16 protein-coding genes and 1 tRNA gene are annotated in these 17922 nt (G+C 55.2%); 10 read left to right on the forward strand and 7 right to left on the reverse strand.

Annotation, left to right across the window (positions count from 1 at the left end; genetic code table 11):
* The 4 genes from BN3266_RS13110 to wecB are packed head-to-tail and all read left to right on the forward strand — an operon-like array spanning position 1 to position 5007.
* Positions 1-1230, forward strand: coding sequence for a polysaccharide pyruvyl transferase family protein (locus BN3266_RS13110; RefSeq protein WP_075109645.1), 1230 nt, complete (start codon positions 1-3; stop codon positions 1228-1230).
* Positions 1231-1262: 32 nt separating this feature from the next.
* Positions 1263-2690, forward strand: coding sequence for an oligosaccharide flippase family protein (locus tag BN3266_RS13115; protein WP_075109646.1), 1428 nt, complete (start codon positions 1263-1265; stop codon positions 2688-2690).
* A gap of 2 nt (positions 2691-2692) precedes the next feature.
* Entirely contained in the window at positions 2693-3901 is a 1209-nt protein-coding gene (locus BN3266_RS13120; protein WP_075109647.1) for a Coenzyme F420 hydrogenase/dehydrogenase, beta subunit C-terminal domain, read from the forward strand.
* Entirely contained in the window at positions 3901-5007 is a 1107-nt protein-coding gene (wecB, locus tag BN3266_RS02105) for a non-hydrolyzing UDP-N-acetylglucosamine 2-epimerase (RefSeq protein WP_059003405.1), read from the forward strand. The genes BN3266_RS13120 and wecB overlap by 1 nt, the downstream gene beginning before the upstream one ends.
* Positions 5008-5098: 91 nt before the next feature.
* Here wecB and BN3266_RS02110 read toward each other — a convergent pair.
* From BN3266_RS02110 to BN3266_RS02125, 4 genes are all read right to left on the reverse strand, one after another.
* Positions 5099-5187, reverse strand: a tRNA-Ser gene (locus BN3266_RS02110).
* Positions 5188-5318: 131 nt separating this feature from the next.
* A complete protein-coding gene (locus BN3266_RS02115) occupies positions 5319-6224 on the reverse strand; it encodes a D-2-hydroxyacid dehydrogenase (RefSeq protein WP_154668932.1) in 906 nt (301 codons plus the stop codon).
* A gap of 154 nt (positions 6225-6378) precedes the next feature.
* The gene (locus tag BN3266_RS02120) at positions 6379-7224 is read right to left on the reverse strand and encodes a YjjW family glycine radical enzyme activase (protein ID WP_154668933.1); all 846 of its coding nucleotides are present in this window, start codon (positions 7222-7224) and stop codon (positions 6379-6381) included.
* Positions 7218-8750, reverse strand: a complete 1533-nt coding sequence (locus tag BN3266_RS02125) for a YjjI family glycine radical enzyme (protein WP_154668934.1) — start codon at positions 8748-8750, stop codon at positions 7218-7220. Before BN3266_RS02125 ends, BN3266_RS02120 begins: the two co-directional genes overlap by 7 nt.
* Positions 8751-8891: 141 nt before the next feature.
* On the opposite strand from BN3266_RS02125, the gene BN3266_RS02130 reads away from it, so the two are divergent.
* From BN3266_RS02130 to BN3266_RS02150, 5 genes are all read left to right on the forward strand, one after another.
* A complete protein-coding gene (locus BN3266_RS02130; RefSeq protein ID WP_059003408.1) occupies positions 8892-9614 on the forward strand; it encodes a Crp/Fnr family transcriptional regulator in 723 nt (240 codons plus the stop codon).
* Positions 9615-9813: 199 nt separating this feature from the next.
* Positions 9814-10737, forward strand: coding sequence for a thioredoxin-disulfide reductase (gene trxB / locus BN3266_RS02135; RefSeq protein WP_059003409.1), 924 nt, complete (start codon positions 9814-9816; stop codon positions 10735-10737).
* A 145-nt stretch (positions 10738-10882) separates the two neighbouring features.
* On the forward strand, positions 10883-12148 hold the full coding sequence (locus BN3266_RS02140) for a glycoside hydrolase family 10-like protein (protein ID WP_195891593.1): 1266 nt from the start codon (positions 10883-10885) through the stop codon (positions 12146-12148).
* 169 nt (positions 12149-12317) lie between these two features.
* Complete coding sequence (locus BN3266_RS02145; RefSeq protein WP_021657926.1) at positions 12318-13652, forward strand: amidohydrolase; 1335 nt, start codon at positions 12318-12320, stop codon at positions 13650-13652.
* A 32-nt stretch (positions 13653-13684) separates the two neighbouring features.
* Complete coding sequence (locus BN3266_RS02150) at positions 13685-14260, forward strand: flavodoxin family protein (RefSeq protein WP_059003411.1); 576 nt, start codon at positions 13685-13687, stop codon at positions 14258-14260.
* 450 nt (positions 14261-14710) lie between these two features.
* Here the strand turns inward: BN3266_RS02150 and BN3266_RS13695 are convergent, their stop codons facing one another.
* Both BN3266_RS13695 and BN3266_RS02155 read right to left on the reverse strand, forming a co-directional pair.
* Complete coding sequence (locus BN3266_RS13695; RefSeq protein ID WP_154668936.1) at positions 14711-14863, reverse strand: hypothetical protein; 153 nt, start codon at positions 14861-14863, stop codon at positions 14711-14713.
* Positions 14864-14941: 78 nt separating this feature from the next.
* A complete protein-coding gene (locus BN3266_RS02155) occupies positions 14942-15568 on the reverse strand; it encodes a hypothetical protein (RefSeq protein ID WP_059003413.1) in 627 nt (208 codons plus the stop codon).
* Between the two features lie 324 nt (positions 15569-15892).
* Here BN3266_RS02155 and BN3266_RS02160 point away from each other — a divergent pair, with 324 nt between their 5' ends.
* On the forward strand, positions 15893-16321 hold the full coding sequence (locus tag BN3266_RS02160; RefSeq protein ID WP_059003415.1) for an RNHCP domain-containing protein: 429 nt from the start codon (positions 15893-15895) through the stop codon (positions 16319-16321).
* A gap of 57 nt (positions 16322-16378) precedes the next feature.
* On the opposite strand, the gene BN3266_RS02165 is transcribed toward BN3266_RS02160, so the two are convergent.
* Positions 16379-17758 (reverse strand): TrkH family potassium uptake protein, encoded by a 1380-nt coding sequence (locus BN3266_RS02165; RefSeq protein WP_059003417.1) that lies wholly within the window; start codon positions 17756-17758, stop codon positions 16379-16381.
* Positions 17759-17922: the final 164 nt, after the last annotated feature.

Consider the following 17922-nt stretch of genomic DNA (forward strand, 5'->3'; position numbering starts at 1 on the left):
GTGAAGATACTAATTGTAGGCAACTGGGCTACGAATAAGGGAGACAGAGCGATATCCAGCTTTTTAGTTCAACAATTAAAATCAATTCCTCAAATTGAAAAAGTATATGTTTCGGCGACTTTGCCTGAATATCTTAAAAAATATATGGAACCTTTGGATAATGTTGAATATATTCCATTTGGTTGTGATGCCTTCGTTGAAGGAAATGACTTTTTCAGTAAGTTAAGACGAAAGATAAAACAGTGGTATTACTTTCGCGTCATGTTTCCCCAACTGATTAAAAGAGTCAATTGTGGTGAGCGTAGACTCTCAAAAAGCTTTTGCTGTTCAAAGTTTTTTTCTGCTATACAAGATTGCGATTTTGTATTATTAACGGGGGGGCATCATATCACTTCGTTAAGAGAATACGATAGTCTCCATTCAATTACATATGAATTAGGGCTTATGTGGCTTTCTAAAAAACCGTACTCTCTTTGGGCACAGACTATTGGGCCGCTTGAGTTTCATGAAGAGCGCAATAAGCAGTATGTCCTTAAACTTTTAGAAGGGGCAGATTCGGTTTTTATTCGGGATGAGAATTCTAGTGTAATTTTACAACAGCTTGGATATCAAGGGCAGAATTTAAAGAAAACTTATGACTCGGTCTTTGGAGTTCATGAAATGTATCCACTTCACTCTAAAAGAAGAGATAGCGGTATTGTTGGGATCTCTATTTTTTATGCCAACCTGAAAGATGACCGCCAACTTCAAGCGTATTTAGACACTATGGCAGAAGTATGCAATTATATTATTCAGAAAGGCTATAGTGTGCGATTTTTTCCGATGGAAACAGAGGACCAAGAACTGCAGTTGATCAACCAGATTCGAAATAAAGCCGTACATTCAGACAGAATTGATGTTTTTAATACCAATATATCTACTAAGAAGCACATATTAGCTGTAAGTGATTGTGAGATGTTTGTCGGGCACAAAACACATTCAGTTATTATCTCATTGGCAACTGCTACACCGCTTATTGCAATTTGCTATCATCCCAAAACGGCGGATTTTATGGCTTTATACGAACTGGATAAATACGCAATTGCAGATTGTGATTTTACATCCACTTGGTTTTTTCAACAATTTGATGATCTTGAAAAACACAAAAATGAGATACATCAAAAGATGGAGCAATATAGTAAAAAGTATTCCGCTAAAGTGATTGCTGATTTGAAAGATATCTTTGCCTAGTTTACTGTGGTTTTTAAATATACTAAGAGAAGGTGGATATCATCAACCGATATAAAAAACTGGCAACTGACACGGCGCTGTTTACTGTTAGTACTTTTGCCTCGAAGTTGTTGTCCATTTTTATGCTACCATTTTACACGAACATACTGACTGCCAGTGATTATGGAACTGCAGATATGATAACAACGACTGTAAGTCTTATATTCCCAGTTCTTACTATGGGAATTTGTGATGGGGTTCTTCGTTTCTGTTTAGATAAGGATTCAGACAAAAAAGCTATTTTTACTATAGGGCTGCGCATTGTTTTGGCGGGGACCGCTTTACTGGTAATTGCTACCCCAATATTATTGGTAATAGGAATTCCTCCGTTACTTGTTAGCATGTTTCTTTTCACTTATATAACAGTAGTGTTTACCAATATGCTCAATCAATTTTCTCGTGGTATTGGAGAGACAAAGGTCTTCGCTATTTCTGGTTTTTTGGCAACAGCGACTACGATTGGTTTTAATATATTATTTCTAGTCGGATTGAAATGGGGGTTAGCAGGGTACTTGCTTTCAACCATCCTTTCAAATACTGTATGTATTATCTACGTTTGTGTAGCTGTCGGGATCAAGAAATATATTTATTTAAATAAAAAGTTACCCAAAGAAACGCAGAAAGAGATGCTTAAATATTCAGTTCCACTAATTCCGAACAGTATCGCGTGGTGGATAAATTTGTCGTCATCTCGGTATTTGTTGACCTTTTTGGTAGGAGCTTCTGCCAATGGAATATATGCTGTAGCCAATAGACTACCAACCATCATCACTTCACTGTCAGATGTTTTTATTCGTGCATGGCAATTATCTGCAGTTAGTGAGTTTAATGCGGAAGATAGGAATAGCTTTTACAGACGAGTATACCGTTACTATAATGCTGTCATTGTTTTAGGTTGTTCTGCGATTATTTTAGGAATTCAAGTTATTGCAAAGATTTTATTTTCAGCAGAGTTCTATGAGGGTTGGCGGATTGCCCCCTTTCTAATGGTATCTGCGACATTCTCGGCATTTAGTGGTTTTATTGGATCGCTTTATACTGCATGCAAAAATACTCGTACTATTTTTCATACAACTGTTATGGGAGCAGCAATTAACTTGCTTTTAAGTGTTCTTTTAATTCCTTTTTTACAAGGAGTTGGGGCTGGATTAGCTTCTCTTATAAGTTTTATAGTTATTTGGGCAGTGCGAACATTTACCATTTCCAGTGGCTTTGAAAGTGTACAATTGGGACATCCTAAGTATTTATTAAGCTACGGCCTTCTTATTGTGCAGAGTTGTGTACTTACTTTTGAATGTCCTTATTATTATCTGCTAATGATTGTTATTTTTGCTGCGATAGTGCTTCTGTACTGGGAAGAAATAGTATCGGCAGTAAAGGGAGGATATCGATTCCTTAAATGCAAGGGGGGAAAAGTTTAGCGATGAAATGTATGTATTTGGAAACAGACGAGCGGAGAAAGTGTTGTGGGTGTACAGCCTGTGAAAAAGTTTGTCCAACACATGCGATTAAGATGTCTCCAGACAATGAAGGTTTTTTGTACCCTCATGTGGACAATCAGATATGTGTGGAATGTGGGCTATGCAATCAAGTATGTCCATTTGGGCAGCATAAAGACAACAAAGAGAAAATTCCACTTGGAGTATACGGTTTTAAACACAAATCGAATGAAGTGCGTATATTAAGCTCTTCTGGAGGCGCTTTTACGGCTATTGCCAATATGGTATTGGAGAAAAAGGGAGTCGTCTACGGCTGTGCTTTTAATGATAAGTATGAAGCAGTACACATCCGAATTACAACTTGCCAGGCCCTCGAAAGGATCCGTAAGTCAAAATATGTACAAAGTCGACTCGATGATATATTCTTACAAGTTCAAGCTGATTTAGAAGAAGAAAAATATGTTTTATTTACAGGAACGGCTTGTCAAGTAGCTGGACTTTCTAAATATATTGAACAAAAGAAAATTTCCAATAAAACTCTTTTATGTTGCGATATAATATGTCATGGTGTACCTAGCCCTTTAATTTGGAAAGAGTACATTGAATATCAAAGAGCACAGCTGGGTGGAATGATACAATCTGTTTGTTTTCGAGAAAAAAATAGCCACGGTGGATGGACTCCTCTTGTAATGCAAATTAGGACAACAGAAAAAGTCTATAAAAAGCAGTCAGATAGTGATCCGTTTTACCGCCTCTTCTTTGATCATTATATTTTGCGTCCATGCTGTCATGAATGCCCTTTTACTAATTTTAGCAGGCCTTCAGATATCACAATCGCAGATTTCTGGGGGATAGAAAAGGCAAATAGCGGTTTTGCTGATTCTTTAGGGGTGTCGCTCTTGCTGGTCAATAGTGAAAAAGGAGCCAGTGTATTTAACTATATAAAGGAAGACAATGATATCTATCAGAGTAATATACAAGAGTGCTTACAACCGAATCTTCAACAGCCTACTGCTATTAATCCGCAAAGAGAACAATTTTGGAATGTGTACTATGAGCAAGGCTTTTTAGCAGCAATGAAGATGTATGGACAGGATTCATGGAAGATAAAGGCAAAAAAGAACTTTGCAGTGTTTTTGCGAAAAATACATGTCCTTGACATCGTAAAACGAATTATGAGGAAGACAAGATAATGGATAAAACGATAATGCTGGTTTTTGGCACTCGTCCAGAAGCCATTAAGATGTGTCCACTTGTGAATGAACTAAAGACCAGAAAATTTGCAAGAACAGTTGTTTGTGTAACCGGTCAACATCGACAAATGCTTGATCAAGTTCTTAGCACTTTTCATGTAGAACCAGATTATGATCTGTCCATTATGAAAGAAAAACAGACGTTATTCGATATTACAGTTAATATTTTAACACGTTTGAGGGCAGTTTTGGAGGAAGTGCGCCCAAATGTAGTTTTGGTACATGGGGATACCTCTACTACATTTGTAACGGCTCTAGCATGCTATTATTTGCATATTCCTGTAGGACATGTAGAGGCTGGTTTGCGTACTTATCAGATTTACTCTCCCTTTCCAGAAGAATTTAACCGTCAGGCAGTTGGCCTTTTGGCACAGTTTCATTTTGCTCCGACAATAAAGGCTAAAAATAATCTTATTCGAGAAGGAAAAGAATCAAAGACGATTTACGTCACAGGGAATACAGCAATTGATGCCTTAAAAACAACTGTAATTTCGGGATATAAACATCCGCAGTTAGATTGGGCTAATGATTCGCGTCTTATTATGATTACCGCTCACCGCCGTGAAAATATAGGGGAGCCTATGGTTCATATGTTCCGTGCAATTCGCCGTATTGTTGAAGAGATTTCCGATGTTAAAGCAATTTACCCTATCCATATGAATCCAGTGGTTCGGGAGGCTGCACAACGAGAGCTAGGAAACTGTGATCGAATTCGAATTATTGAGCCTTTAGATGTTTTGGATTTTCATAATTTCCTGGCAAATAGTTTTTTAATCTTGACGGATAGTGGCGGTATACAGGAAGAAGCGCCTTCCCTTGGAAAGCCAGTTTTGGTAATGCGAGATACAACGGAACGGCCAGAAGGAATTGAAGCGGGAACGTTGAAGCTTGTGGGTACAGAGGAAGATAAAATTTATCAAGAATGTAAGTTGCTTTTAACTGATTCTATAGAGTATCAAAGAATGAGCCATGCTACTAATCCATATGGTGATGGGTTAGCGTCTAAAAGGATTGCAGATATTCTTGAAGTAGGTCTAGACAATTAGTTTGTATTTGTAGTGTCTCTTTAGCCAAAGTTGTTTGTTTTGCATTTTTGAAAGACAAAAAGACGAGGTATAAACACCTCGTCTTTCTTCTTGGCGGAGCGGGTGGGATTCGAACCCACGGAGCCTTGCGGCTCAACTGATTTCGAGTCAGTCCCGTTATGACCACTTCGATACCGCTCCCTATTCAATTGGGCTGTGACTACCTGTTACAGCCCAATTATTATAACAAATCACTCTACAAAAGGCAAGAGCCTGCACAAAATTGCCTTTATGGTCTACTTTTTTCATCTCTTCCCACGGGGAAAACAGCGCTAGTATTTTCGCTCGATATCGATTGCGCGAGGGACAACCCCAGTCTCGATAAAGGAGGAGATGTTGTGGTTGGCAATCTCTACAATACGCTCCCTGCTGACGGCGTTGCAGGAGCCTCCGGTGACATGGGGGGTGATCAGCACATTGGGATATTTCCAAAGGCGGTGTTCTCTGGGAAGGGGTTCCGGGTCGGTGACATCCAGCCCGGCAGCGCCGACTTTTTCGGCGTCCAGCGCCTGGCAGAGGGCCTCGGTGTCGACAGCGGTCCCCCGCCCGATGTTGATGACCAAGACGCCATCCTTGCAGCAGGAGAGGGTGTGGGCATTGAGAATCTGGCGGGTTTCGGGGGTGTCGGGAAGGGAGAGGACCAGAGCATCGGCCTGGGGCAGGATCTCTTCCAACTGGTCCATCGTCGCCACCCGGTCAAAACCGGGCAGATTGGCGGCGGGAGTGCGCTTGACACCAATGGTATGGGCACCCAGCAACTGGGCTTTTTTGGCGTAGCTAGCTCCCAAATCGCCGGTGCCCAGGCAGACCACTGTGCTTCCGGCCAGCTGGCTCACCTGGCCGAGCATCTCCCATCTGCCCTCCGCCATGGCGTCTCGATACTGGCCGAGCTGCTTGAGCAGGTAGAGGTGCATGCCAATGGTGAACTCGGCGATGATCTCGCCGTAGGCGCCGCTGGCATTGGCCAGAATGACCTGACGGGGGTAGTCGGGGTCGTTGACGTAGACGTCTACGCCGGCCGAACAGAGCTGCAGCAGCTTGAGGTCGGGGAGCTCTTTTATGAGCGAAACTGGAGGATTGCCGATGATGCAGTCAAACCCGGCGAGTTCGGCCGGGGTGGGCAGGTGATCAAAGAAGTGGACCTCCTGGCGGGGATGGGCTGTCTTCAGCCGCTCCATTTGAGCGGAGCTGAAGGGACCAAAAGAAGGGATAACAGCAGTTTGAAACACGGTGAGCACTTCCTTTCAAATGGTGCAGGTGTAAGGCAATTGTAACACAGCAGAGGAGAGCGGCGCAAGAAAAGAGGGCCCCTTTGCGGCCCCCTTTTTATAATCAAACACTGATGACATCCGCAAACCCATATCCTCTTGCAATCTCCGCCAACTGCTCCATATACTCTTCCGACGGGGTTTCCAGCCGGTTATATGGCTCCCGCACCCCGAAGGGGCGAAAGCGGATCAGCTTGTAGCGGATGGGCCCTGCGGAGAGATAGGGGGCCAGCAATTCACAGTAGCCCCGTACCGTCTCCTCATTGGGGAGATAATCGGGGATGACCACCGTGCGGATCTCGGTGAGTTTCCCCTTTTTTGCCAGAAAAACGGCGTTTTCCCGCACCCGCTCGCTGGGTTGGCCGGTGAGCTTTTGGTGAATGGCGCTGTCAAAGCACTTGATGTCCAGCATCACCCCGTCACAGGTGTCCAGCAGTTCGGCATCGGCGGAGAAGTCCCGGCTCCCGTTGGAGTCCAGAAGGGCGGTCAGCCCCAAGGGATGGACCCGCTCGAAGAGGGAGACGACGAAGTCGCGATAGAGGGTGCACTCCCCGCCGGAGACGGTGATCCCCCGAATAAAGGGCATCCCCTTCTCGACTTCGGCCAGCACCTCCTCCACCGCGAGCAGCCGCACCTTGGGGGAGGAGAGGTGGGGGCAGACTTTGATGCAGGTGTCACAGCCGACGCACCGGGCGGGGTCCCAGCAGACGGTCCCCGCTTCATCCCTTCGCAGGGCGCCCACCGGGCAGTCCGCCACGCAGGTCCCGCAGTTTTGGCAGAGGTGGATGGTCTCCGGGTTGTGGCAGTAGTGACAGCTGAAATTGCACCCCTGAAAGAAGATGGCCGTCCGGTTGCCGGGGCCGTCCACGCTGCTCTGGGGGATGATTTTGTTGACGGGCGCTCTCAGCATAAGCTCCTCAGCTTTCGGTCGTCAAAGTGGCGCAGCCGCATGGAATTGGCGCCCAGGGCCACCGTGTCGTGCTGGACGGCCTTGCCGCTGTCGTATTTTTCCATGTCGCTCCGCTTGACCAGGTAGCCAGTGATGCGGATGACGTCGCTGTCGCTGGAGTAGGTGGAGAAGTAGCGCATCCCCGCGGCAAAGCCGCCCTTGATGACGTCCAGCACGCTCTCGGGGTTGCGGGCCGCGGTAGACTCAAAGGGGAAGATGTCGCCGGCGCCGGAGACAAAGTACTTCTCGTAGCGGCCGCAGTGGCGCAGGTGGTCGTAGAGTTCGGGCTCGTCGCCGATGGCGATGCGCACGCCGGGGGAGCACTGGCTGTCGCTGTCCACCCCCACCTGGGCGTGCAGGAGGAAGCGGCCGCCGGTCTGGGGGCAGTAGGGGTTGTGGTGGGCCTTGACCCGCTGGTCGATGAAGGCCATGATCTCATCGCCCAGGGCGTTGGCCACCTCGTCGTGGCCGTAGCGCCCGGCCACGCCCTCTTTTTTCAGCAGGTCGTTGACGCACTCGCACATCCCCACCATCCCGAACATTCCGGTAAAGCGGTCGGGGTGGACAAACCCCTCGGTGACCAGGAAGTTGGAGCGGAAGAAGGCGGATTTATTGACCAAAAAGTCGATTTTGGCGTCCATGATGGCGCACTGCACATCGATGGCCCGGGGCAGGCGGTTCTGGAAGAAGTCCTCCTTGCCCTCGGAGTGGAAGGCGATGTTGTTGAGCAGCAGCCGGGCCAGGGTGTAGGAGCCGCCGCCCAGCAGCAGCCCGTTGTAGCAGCTGGCGATGCCGTACTCGTTTTCGCCCAGGTCGGCGGAGAACATCCTGTGGTTGGCAAAGGAGGGCTTGGCGCAGTCCAGCGCCGCCTGCACACAGAGGCAGGCAAAGTCGTCCGGCGTTTTGTCGGGGTCGTAGAGGAGGGTGATGTTGGGGGTGGAGTCCTGCAGCTCCCGCTCCGCCTCCAGAATGAGCCGGCCGGCGGTGGTGGCCTCGGGGCCCAGGTCGCCGTGGCAGAAGGAGTCGGAGATGGTGCGGTCGATAAAGCGCATGAAGTCCTTGATCAGGACCTTGGCCTCCGCCTCATCCTCGATGAAGGGGTCCAGCAGGCGGTCCAGCTTGCCGATGAAGACGGGGAAGTGGGTGGTGGAGGGAACGTGGTGATAGAAGATCTCCAGGGTGTTGATGGCCTCCCGCAGGTTGGTAGGGGGATCGAGGCGGAGGAACTGACAGCCCTCTCTCATCAGCTTGTCGTAGTCGGGGAGGATGTAGCGGGGGACGTAGGGGACAAAGCCCTCCCCCATGGCGCTCATCTCGTTCAGTTCGTCCTGCAGCTCCAAAAAGCCCTCCGGCATGGGAAAGCCCTCGGTGTAGCTCTCGGCCAGGCGGGAGAGCTGCATCATGGCCTGCTCATGGGTCAGGTGGGGGTCGCTGACCACCCGCAGAACGGCCTCTTGAAACTGTCTGTACTTGGCGTTTTCTTCCACGGCGATATCCTCCTTATGGCGGGGGCGGCCCGATCCGGCGGGAAAGGCGCCCCTTCGCAGTTTGTCTATGGCCTTATTGTAGCGCCGGGTGTATACTAAAAACAATGACAGTTGTCACTGTTTGGGGGAGGTTTTGCAGAGATGACCCTGGGGTACAGCGAAGGGGAGAAGAGGAAGGTCGCCGCCATTGTAGCGGGGGGGATGGGGCTCCAGCACACAGACGGGTCGGTCCGGCGGGAGCTGTCGCCGCTCTGCGAACAGACCGCCTTTTTGAGGCGGGCCAGGAAGGGGGAGGTGCTGCTGCTGAATGGCGACCCGGCAGACCGGGTGGTGCTCTTTCTCTGCGGGCAGTGTGCAGTCAGCCGGTACAGCGCGGAGGGGGACAACATCTCCTACGCAGTCCATGAAGAGGCCATCCTGCTGGGGTTGTTGGAGTACCTGGGGGGACAGCCGGCGGTGCTGGCCACCGTATCGGCATTGGACGAATGCTGGTACCTCACCTTTCCGGGGGAGCTGTTTTTGGAGGCGGTGCTGTCTGACCGGGAGCTGACGCTGAAGATCCTTCGCTTTTTGGCCTCCTTCGCCGGGGGCAGCATCGATCGGGTCAACGAACTGGCCCAGTACACCAACCGGGAGAATGTGCTGCTCTGCCTCTACCGGTACAGCCGGGGACAACCCCTCCCCTTTGTGTTTCAAAAGAGCAAACGGGCTTTGGCGGAGGAGTTGGCAATGAACCTGCGCACCCTCTACCGGCAGCTCGACGCGATAGAGGGGGAAGGACTCATCCAGCGGGTGGGGGGAAAGATATGGATCGGGGAGCGGGAGAGCAGGCGGCTGGAGGAAGCGGCGTCTAGATTGCTGTAATGTAGCGGCGGAGGGAGCAGGTTGTTTTTTCGGATGCTGGCGGCTTACCTGATGAAATGCCCTTTTCCCTTGCATTCTTCCAGAAATTTGGATACACTGAAATAGAGCGCCGGCAGGGATGCGATGCGGGCGCCGTCGAGAAAAAACATATAGTATTTCTGATTATATAATATACGAATTGTTATAGGAGGGCGAGGGCATGAGTGAGACCACCAAGACCGATATTGTCATCATTGGCGCCGGCGCTGCGGGGATGACCGCCGCCGTCTACGCCGCGCGGGGAGGCAACAGCGCCATTGTGCTGGAACAGAATGTCCACGGCGGGCAGATCGTCAACACCGGCGAGGTGGAGAACTACCCCGCCATCCTCAGCATCTCCGGGGTGGAGTTTGCCGGCAACCTCTACGAGCAGGCCACCTCCCACGGGGCGGACATCCGCTACGAAAAGGTCACCGGCTTTGATTTTTCCGGCCCGGTGAAGGTGGTGGAGACCGACGAGGGCCGCTACGAGTGCAAGGCGGTCATCCTGGCCAACGGGGTGGTCAAGCGCAAGCTCGGGGTGCCCGGGGAGGAGAGGTTCCAGGGCCGGGGCGTATCCTACTGCGCCACCTGTGACGGTGGCTTCTTCCGCGGCAAAAAGACGGCAGTGGTTGGCGGGGGGAACACCGCGCTGGAAGATGCCCTCTTCCTGGCCAACCTCTGCGAGGAGGTGACCCTCATCCACCGGCGGGATGAGTTCCGGGGCGACGCCCACAACGTCAAGGCGGTGCTGGCGCGGGAGAACATCCGCATCCTTTACGACACCGTCCCCCTGGAGGTGCTCGGCGACCAGCAGGTCACCGGCCTCAAGGTGCAGAACAAAAAGACGGGCGAAGAGAGCGAACTGGCGGTGGACGGGGTCTTTGTGGCGGTGGGCCAGATCCCGCAAAACGAGCTCTTTCGCGGGGCGGTCGAGATGGACGAGAGCGGCTTTGTCGCCGCCGGCGAGGACACCAAGACCAACATCCCCGGCGTCTTTGCCGCGGGGGACACCCGCCAGAAGCTGGTGCGGCAGCTGGTGACAGCGGCGGCCGACGGCGCGGTGGCGGCTGTCATGGCCGGCAGTTATATCTTCTCTCTCTAGCTCATAGAATCAATACTGGGACAAGCGGGCTGCCCGGTCCCCTGGGGACTGGGCGGCCCCTTTCTATTCCGCAGAGAGAAAGGGGTGGCAAGCGGTGGTGAGACCTCCTTATCGCCGGCCGTACCGGGATGGCCGGAGCAGAAAGGTGGGTGGTGGCGGCACCCGCTTTTTGGCGGTGTTGCTGGCCGCTGCCCTGATGACGGGCGCCTTTTGGCTGCTGCCTCGCCTCTCGGGCAGGGGGGAGGGGGGACCGTCCTCTGCCGCCCCCTCTGTCTCCGGCGGCAGCGGCGGCTTGAGCGCCCTGGAGGGCAGCGAGGCTCCGGACGGCGAGTACCGGGCCGTCTGGTTTTCCTACCTGGACCTGGCAGACATCCTCACCGGAAAGGGCGAAACGGAATTTACTAAAAGTATAAATGACGAGTTTCAAAACTGTACGGAGATGGGGCTCAACACCGTCATTGTCCAGGTGCGGCCCTACAGCGACGCACTCTACCCCTCCAAGCTGTTCCCCTATTCCAAGTACGCGGCGGGGAAGCAGGGGCAGGATCCGGGGTTTGACCCGCTCAAGATCATGGTGGAGGCGGCCCACCAGAAGGGGCTGAAGATCGAGGCCTGGATCAACCCCTACCGCATCAGTTCGGCGGCCGACTCGGCCCCCTGCGCCGAGAACCCCGGCGCCAAGTGGTTTGCCGACAGCGCCACCAAGGGCGACTGGGTGGTGCAGGTGGGCGAGGGGCTCTACTACAACCCGGCCATCCCCCAGGTGCAGGACCTGATCGTCTCCGGCGTGGAGGAGATCTTGCAGAACTACGCCGTTGACGGCATCCACTTTGACGACTACTTCTACCCCTCCGGCGCCGACGACAGCTTTGACGCGGCGGCCTACCGGCGCTACCAGGACGGGGGCGGCCAGCTCTCCCTGGGCGATTTTCGCCGTGCCAATGTGGACGCGCTGGTGCAGCGGGTCTATCGGGCGGTGAAGGCCAAAAACCCTGCCCTGGTCTTCGGCATCAGCCCCCAGGGAAACGTGGACAACTGCTACCGCTCCATGTATGCCGACGTGAAGAAGTGGGCCTCGCAGCCGGGGTATGTGGACTACATAGCCCCCCAGATCTACTGGGGGTACAGCCACCCCCAGGCATCGGCCCGCTATGATGTGAAAATCAGCGAGTGGAACAGCTACTGCAAAGAGCCGTCGGTCAAACTCTACATCGGGCTGGCGGCCTACCGAATGGGCGACGAGGCCACCGGCTTCTCCCAAAACGGCGACGACATGGTGCGGATGGTGGCCGACGCCCGCAAAAAATCGGCCTATCGGGGGTTCATCCTCTTTCGCTATCAAAACCTGACGGACGGCGGTGAAGTCGCGCAAAAAGAGGTGGGCAACCTGAAGGCCCTGTTGAAAAAATAGAGGGCGCTTTTGGCGGGGACGGGGCCCCCGCCTTTTTTATGGGGCGGAAAGGGGAAGCTTTTCCGCCGGGGGCGGTAGGCAACGGGGCCCGGCCGTGCTATACTGGAAAAAACAGCCCGGCAGCAGGTGCTTTTGCCGGGCGAGTCTGCAAAAAACGGGGGAATTTGTCGTGGCCAATCTACTGCTGAAAAACGCCCTGATCCTCACCATGGACCAGGCGCTGACGACGGTGCAGAGGGGATACCTGCAGATCCGCGGCGACCGCATCGCCGCCCTGGGCGAGGGGGAACCGCCCTTTTCCGAAGAGGGGTATCAGGTGCTGGACTGCAGCGGAAAGATCGTCATCCCGGGGATGATCAACACCCACAACCACCTGCCCATGATCCTCTTTCGCAGCCTGGGCGACGACGTGGCCGACCGGCTCAAGCGCTACCTCTTCCCGCTGGAAAACGAGTCGCTGGACGCCCCCATGGTCCGCGCCGGGGCCGACTACGCCTTTGCCGAACTGCTCTTCGGCGGGGTGACCACCTGCTACGACGCCTACTACTTTGAGGACGAGGTGGCCCAGGCGGCCGAGGCCTGCGGCATCCGCGCGGTGCTGGCCGAGACCATTTTAGAGGGGCCCAGCCCCAGCGCCAAGGAGCCCTATGGCGAGTGGGCGTACACCAAGTGGTTTGTGGAGAAGTGGAAGGGCCACCCCCGCATCACCCCTTCGGTCAACTGCCACGCCCCCTATTCCAACGACACCGAGCACCTGGTGGCCGCCCACGACCTGGCCCGGCGGGAGGGGCTGCTGATGAGCATGCACGTGGCGGAGATGGCCTACGAGCACACCGGCTGTGTCGAGCGCTACGGCCTGAGCCCGGTGGCCTACCTGGATTCCATCGGCATCCTAGACGAGCACTTCCTGGCCGCCCACTCCATCCTGATGGACGAGGCCGACCTGGATATCTACCAGCGCCGGGGGGTCAAGGTCTCCTACAACGCCGGCTCCAACGCCAAATCCGCCAAGGGGGTGGCCAAGATCCGGCAGATGCTGGACCGGGGCATCCCCGTCTCCCTGGGGACCGACGGGGCCATGAGCGGCAACACCATCGACATTGTGACCCAGCTCTCCCTGGTGGGGAAGATCCAAAAGCTCTTTAACGGCGACCGCACCCTCTTCCCCGCGCGGGAGATCTTGCAGCTGGCCACCATCGGCGGGGCCCGCGCCCTGGGGATGGAGGGGGAGATCGGCTCCCTCGAGGTGGGGAAGAAGGCGGACATCGCCATCTTCGAGACCGACAGCGTCAACATGAGCCCGCTCTACGACCCCTACTCGGTCATTGTTTACAGCGCCAACCCGGGCAATGTGGAGAGCACCATCGTCGACGGCGAGCTGGTGATGCACCGCCGCCAACTGCGCAGCATGGACTTTGGCGCCGTCAAGGCCCGGCTGCTGGCCTACCAGGAGCAGATCCGGCAGACGGCGGCAGAGCTGGACCGGGCGCTGGCAGAGGGATGACGGCGTTGACGGGGAAAGAGGGGGAAGAGAAGATGAAACGAGTTTTGGTCGTCGTCGGCGGTGGCCGGCCCGGCGGGAACACCGCCCAGCTGGTGGACGCCTTCGTGCGGGGGGCCCGGGAGGCCGGGTGCCAGGTGGAGCGGGTCTCCCTGCTGCAAACCGAGGTGAAGGGCTGCCTCGGCTGCAACGCCTGCCGCCGCGGCCGCCCCTGCGTGATGCGGGACGGGTTTGCCGACCTGGTCCCCAAAATAGAGGGGGCCGACCTGATCGTCTTTGCCTCGCCCCTCTATTTTTGGACCCTCTCCTCCCGCATCAAGGCCTTGATCGAGCGGTTTTACTCCCTTGCGCAGGCCGACGAAAACCCGCCCCTGGGCCGGTACGAGCGGTACCCGGACAAGGAGTGCGCCCTGCTGATGACGGCGGCGGATGACCTTTTCTGGACCTTTGAGCAGGCGGTGTCCTACTACCGCTTTGCCCTGGTCAACTACATCGGCTTTCGCGACCGGGGGATGGTGCTGGCGGGCGGGTGCGGCCCCACCGAAGGGGCGCCGCAGATCGCGCAGACCGGCCACCTGGAAGAGGCCTATGCCTTTGGCAGGTCGCTCTGACCGGGGAGGGCGAAGGGCAAAGGGAAAAGGGAAAAGGCCGAAAAAATAGAAAGGGGAGCGCTTTGGAAGCGCTCCCTTTTTTGACGGATCTGACCGGCGGCTATTTTCTCTTTCGGTAGAAGAGAAAGGAGATCACACTCAACAGGGCGATGAGAACAGCCGCCAGGCCGATAAAGCCCAGGACCGACAGGGCGGAGACAGAGCGGGCGGCAAGTACCATAAAAATCCCTCCTCTACGGCGCTGGCCCAAACATGGGCGAAGTCTTCTGTTCACCCCTATCATACCCGGGCCGGGGGCGGCCGACAAGGGGGGGAGGGCAATCGTTAGAGGGGCGCAAAACAAACTTCATCACTTCGTCATTTTCGGAGAAAAAACAGCCGGTTTCCGACAGACAGAAAAGCCCCCGCTCACGAGAGAGCGGGGGCCGGTTGCCTGTTTGCAGAGGGCGTTCAGACGGTTTCGGGCTCGTCCTCCCCGTCCAGATCCAGTTTGACGTAGTGGCGGTACAGGTCGCGGTAGCTGTCGTTTTCCCGGTCGTTGATCAGGCCGATGGCGACAGCCGCCAGGGCGATGACGATGAGCAGTTTCAGCAGGCCTTTCACAGGTATGTCCTCCCTTTTGGCCCGGGGCGGCAGAGCGCCCGGGGCGGTTGAGTCGCGCCGTTTGGTCCAGTATACACCCTAGAGGCGCAAAAATTCAATGTCGCAGAAGCCGTCGGTGCGGTAGACCGAGGTGCTTTCCCGCTCCTCCACCGGGGAGACGGTGCCGAAATGGGCCATCTTGGGGTTTTGGCAGCAGATGTACAGGTTCCCCTTCATCACCGTGGTCTCGTCCAGCTGGTGGGCGCCGTAGAGCCGCTCGAAGAGCCGCTCGGAGAGGAGGAAGGTACACCCCCAATAGACCCCGATCTCGTTGTAGCCGCCCTGGGTGAGGGGGGTGAAGTCGGCGCAGATCTCCCGGGTCAGGTCGTCGACGATCTCGGTCCCGTCGCAGAGGGTGGCGAGGAACCCGCCGTAGATGTCGCAGGTGACATTGATGTAGTAGCGGCTGGCCTGGGGGAAGGGGTCGAGGGAGAAGGAGGCGCAGCAGTTTTGGAAGATGTCCCCTTCGTCCCGCTGGATGGGGATCAGGTCGGGATTTTCAAAGACGGCGTGGTTGACGTAGAGGCCGGCCCCTGCAACCGCGGCCAGGCGGGTGTGCATAAAGGGCTTGAAAGAGCCCTTTTCTTGGGGAAAGTCGGTGGGATAAACGGCGGGCAGCATGTCGAAAGCCGGCATGGAGTCCTGCAAAACGGCGGTGATCTTCACAGGGCAAAGTCCCCCTTTGAACGATTTTGGAGCGGCGGGGGCGCCTTCCCCGCGCCGCAAATACCCTTACAGTATAGCACAATTCCCGCCGAAAAGGGGGAGAATGCCGCGGCGGATACAAAAAAGCCGGTTGTCTTTTGGGACCCCAGCGTGGTATGATGGGGGCGGACAGAGGGCGTTGCCCCCTGCCCCATCACAAAAAAGAGGAGAGCTGTTTTTTGAAGCGTTCCAACCAGTCGGAGATTGCGCCAAACCGGGAGGTTTGCGCAAACTGATCTCCGCGATCCTCCCGACAGAGCGACTCTGCTTTTAGGAGGAGTTTCCATGAATCGCGAAAACAAGAGAAAACAAAAAGATCCAGGGTATTACCGGACCCACCGCTGCGAAGAGGTCTTTACCTGCAAGGTGTGCGGCCGCCAGGTGGTGCCCGAGGGGGCTGGCAGCGGACACCGCAACCACTGCCCCAACTGCCTGCACAGCCTGCACGTCGACGACCGGCCCGGCGACCGGGCCGCCTGCTGCGGCGGGATCATGGAGCCGGTGGGCGTCTGGGTGCGGAAGGGCGGCGAGTGGGCGGTCATCCACCGCTGCCGGCGCTGCGGACATCTCTCGTCCAACCGGGTGGCGGCCGACGACAACCCCATGAAGCTGATGTCCATCGCCCTCAAGCCCTTGGCACTACCCCCCTTCCCCCTCGAGCGGGTGGAGGAGCTCACCGCCCTGATGGGCGGCGAGGGCAGCTTAAAAGAGTAGGAACTGCAAAAAAAGCGGCGAGCATGCGCTCGCCGCTTTTTGGCGTCTCTTGGCAAATCAGCCCACCAGGACCTTGCCCTCGGGCATGACCTGGTTCTTTTTGCGCCCGCCCCGGCCGGAGGCCAGGGAGATGGCGAGGGAGGCGGGGCCGACCCGGCCGATGAACATGGTGAGCATGGTGATGATGTGGGTGAGGGCGTTCCCCTCGCCGGTGAGCCCGTCGGAGAGGCCCACGGTGCCAAAGGCCGAACAGGCCTCGAAGATGGCGTTGATGGGGGTGTTGAATGTGCTGCGGGGGATGGAATAAAACATCACCGAGGAGGTGATGAAGACCACCACCAGGGCCAGCGCGGAGATGGTGAGGGCCTTGTAGACGGTCTTGTGGTCGATGCGCCGCTTGAGGATGACAGTATTCTCCCGCCCGGAGGAGAAGCTGAGGATGGTCATGACGATGACGGCGAAGGTGGTGACCTTGATGCCGCCGCCGGTGGAGGCGGGGCCCGCGCCGATGAACATCAGGATGCTGGCCACCAGTTTGGTAAAGCCCGACATGGCGTTGAGGTCGATGGAGTTAAAGCCCGCCGTCCGGCAGGAGATGGACTGAAAGAGCCCGGCCCCCAGCTTTTCGGGGACGGAGAGGGGGCCCATGGTGGAGGGGTTGTTCCACTCCAACACACAGAAGAGGAGGGTCCCCAGCAGGATGAGGAGGGCGGTGATGAAGAGGACGATCTTGGTGTGCAGCCGCAGTTTTTTGGTGTGCCGGAGACCGTAGAGGTCGGCCCAGACCAAGAAGCCCAGGCCGCCGATGACGATCAGGGCGCTGATGGTGCCGATGACGATGGGGTCGCCGGTGTAGTGGATCAGGCTGCTGTAAGCCCCCTCGTGGCCCAAAATGTCAAAGCCCGCGTTGCAGAAGGCCGACACCGCCAGGAAGAAGGCGGTCCACAGCCCCTGCAAAAAGCCGTAGCGGGGGATAAAGCTGAGACAGAGCAGCAGGGTGCCGCAGCCCTCGATGAGCAGCGAGGCCTTGACCACCATCCGCACCAGGTGGGGCAGCCCGCTGACCGAGGAGGCGCTGATGGACTCCTGCGCCAGGGACATGTTCTTGAAGCGCATCTTCTTGCCCACCGCCACGCTGAAAAAGGTGACGAAGGTGATGAGCCCCAGCCCGCCGATCTGAATCAGGCAGAGGATGACCAGCTGCCCGAAAAAGCTGAAGTGCAGGTAGGTGTCCACCACGATTAGCCCGGTGACGCAGGTGGCCGAGGTGGCGGTGAACAGGGCGTCCAAGAAGGGGGTGAACTCCCCGCTGCGCGAGGAGAGGGGCAGACAGAGAAGCAGCCCCCCCACGGTGATGACCAGCAGGAAGCTGGCGACGATGATCTGGGTGGGGGAGAGCGGTTTCTTGACCTTTTTTTCTACCGTTTGTTCCGACATGACAGCAATCTCTCTTCTCTTTCAAATTTTTGCCTATCGAACCACTGAAACGGCGCCCGGGGCGGGGGCGAAATGGGCCTCCCCCGCCGGAGCGAACTGCCTATCAGTATAGCAAATCCCCATTTTCTTTACAACAAGTTTAGGCTTCTTTTTCTTCTCTTAAC

Source organism: Bittarella massiliensis (ex Durand et al. 2017) (assembly GCF_001486165.1).
In the GTDB taxonomy this organism is placed as follows: domain Bacteria; phylum Bacillota; class Clostridia; order Oscillospirales; family Ruminococcaceae; genus Bittarella; species Bittarella massiliensis.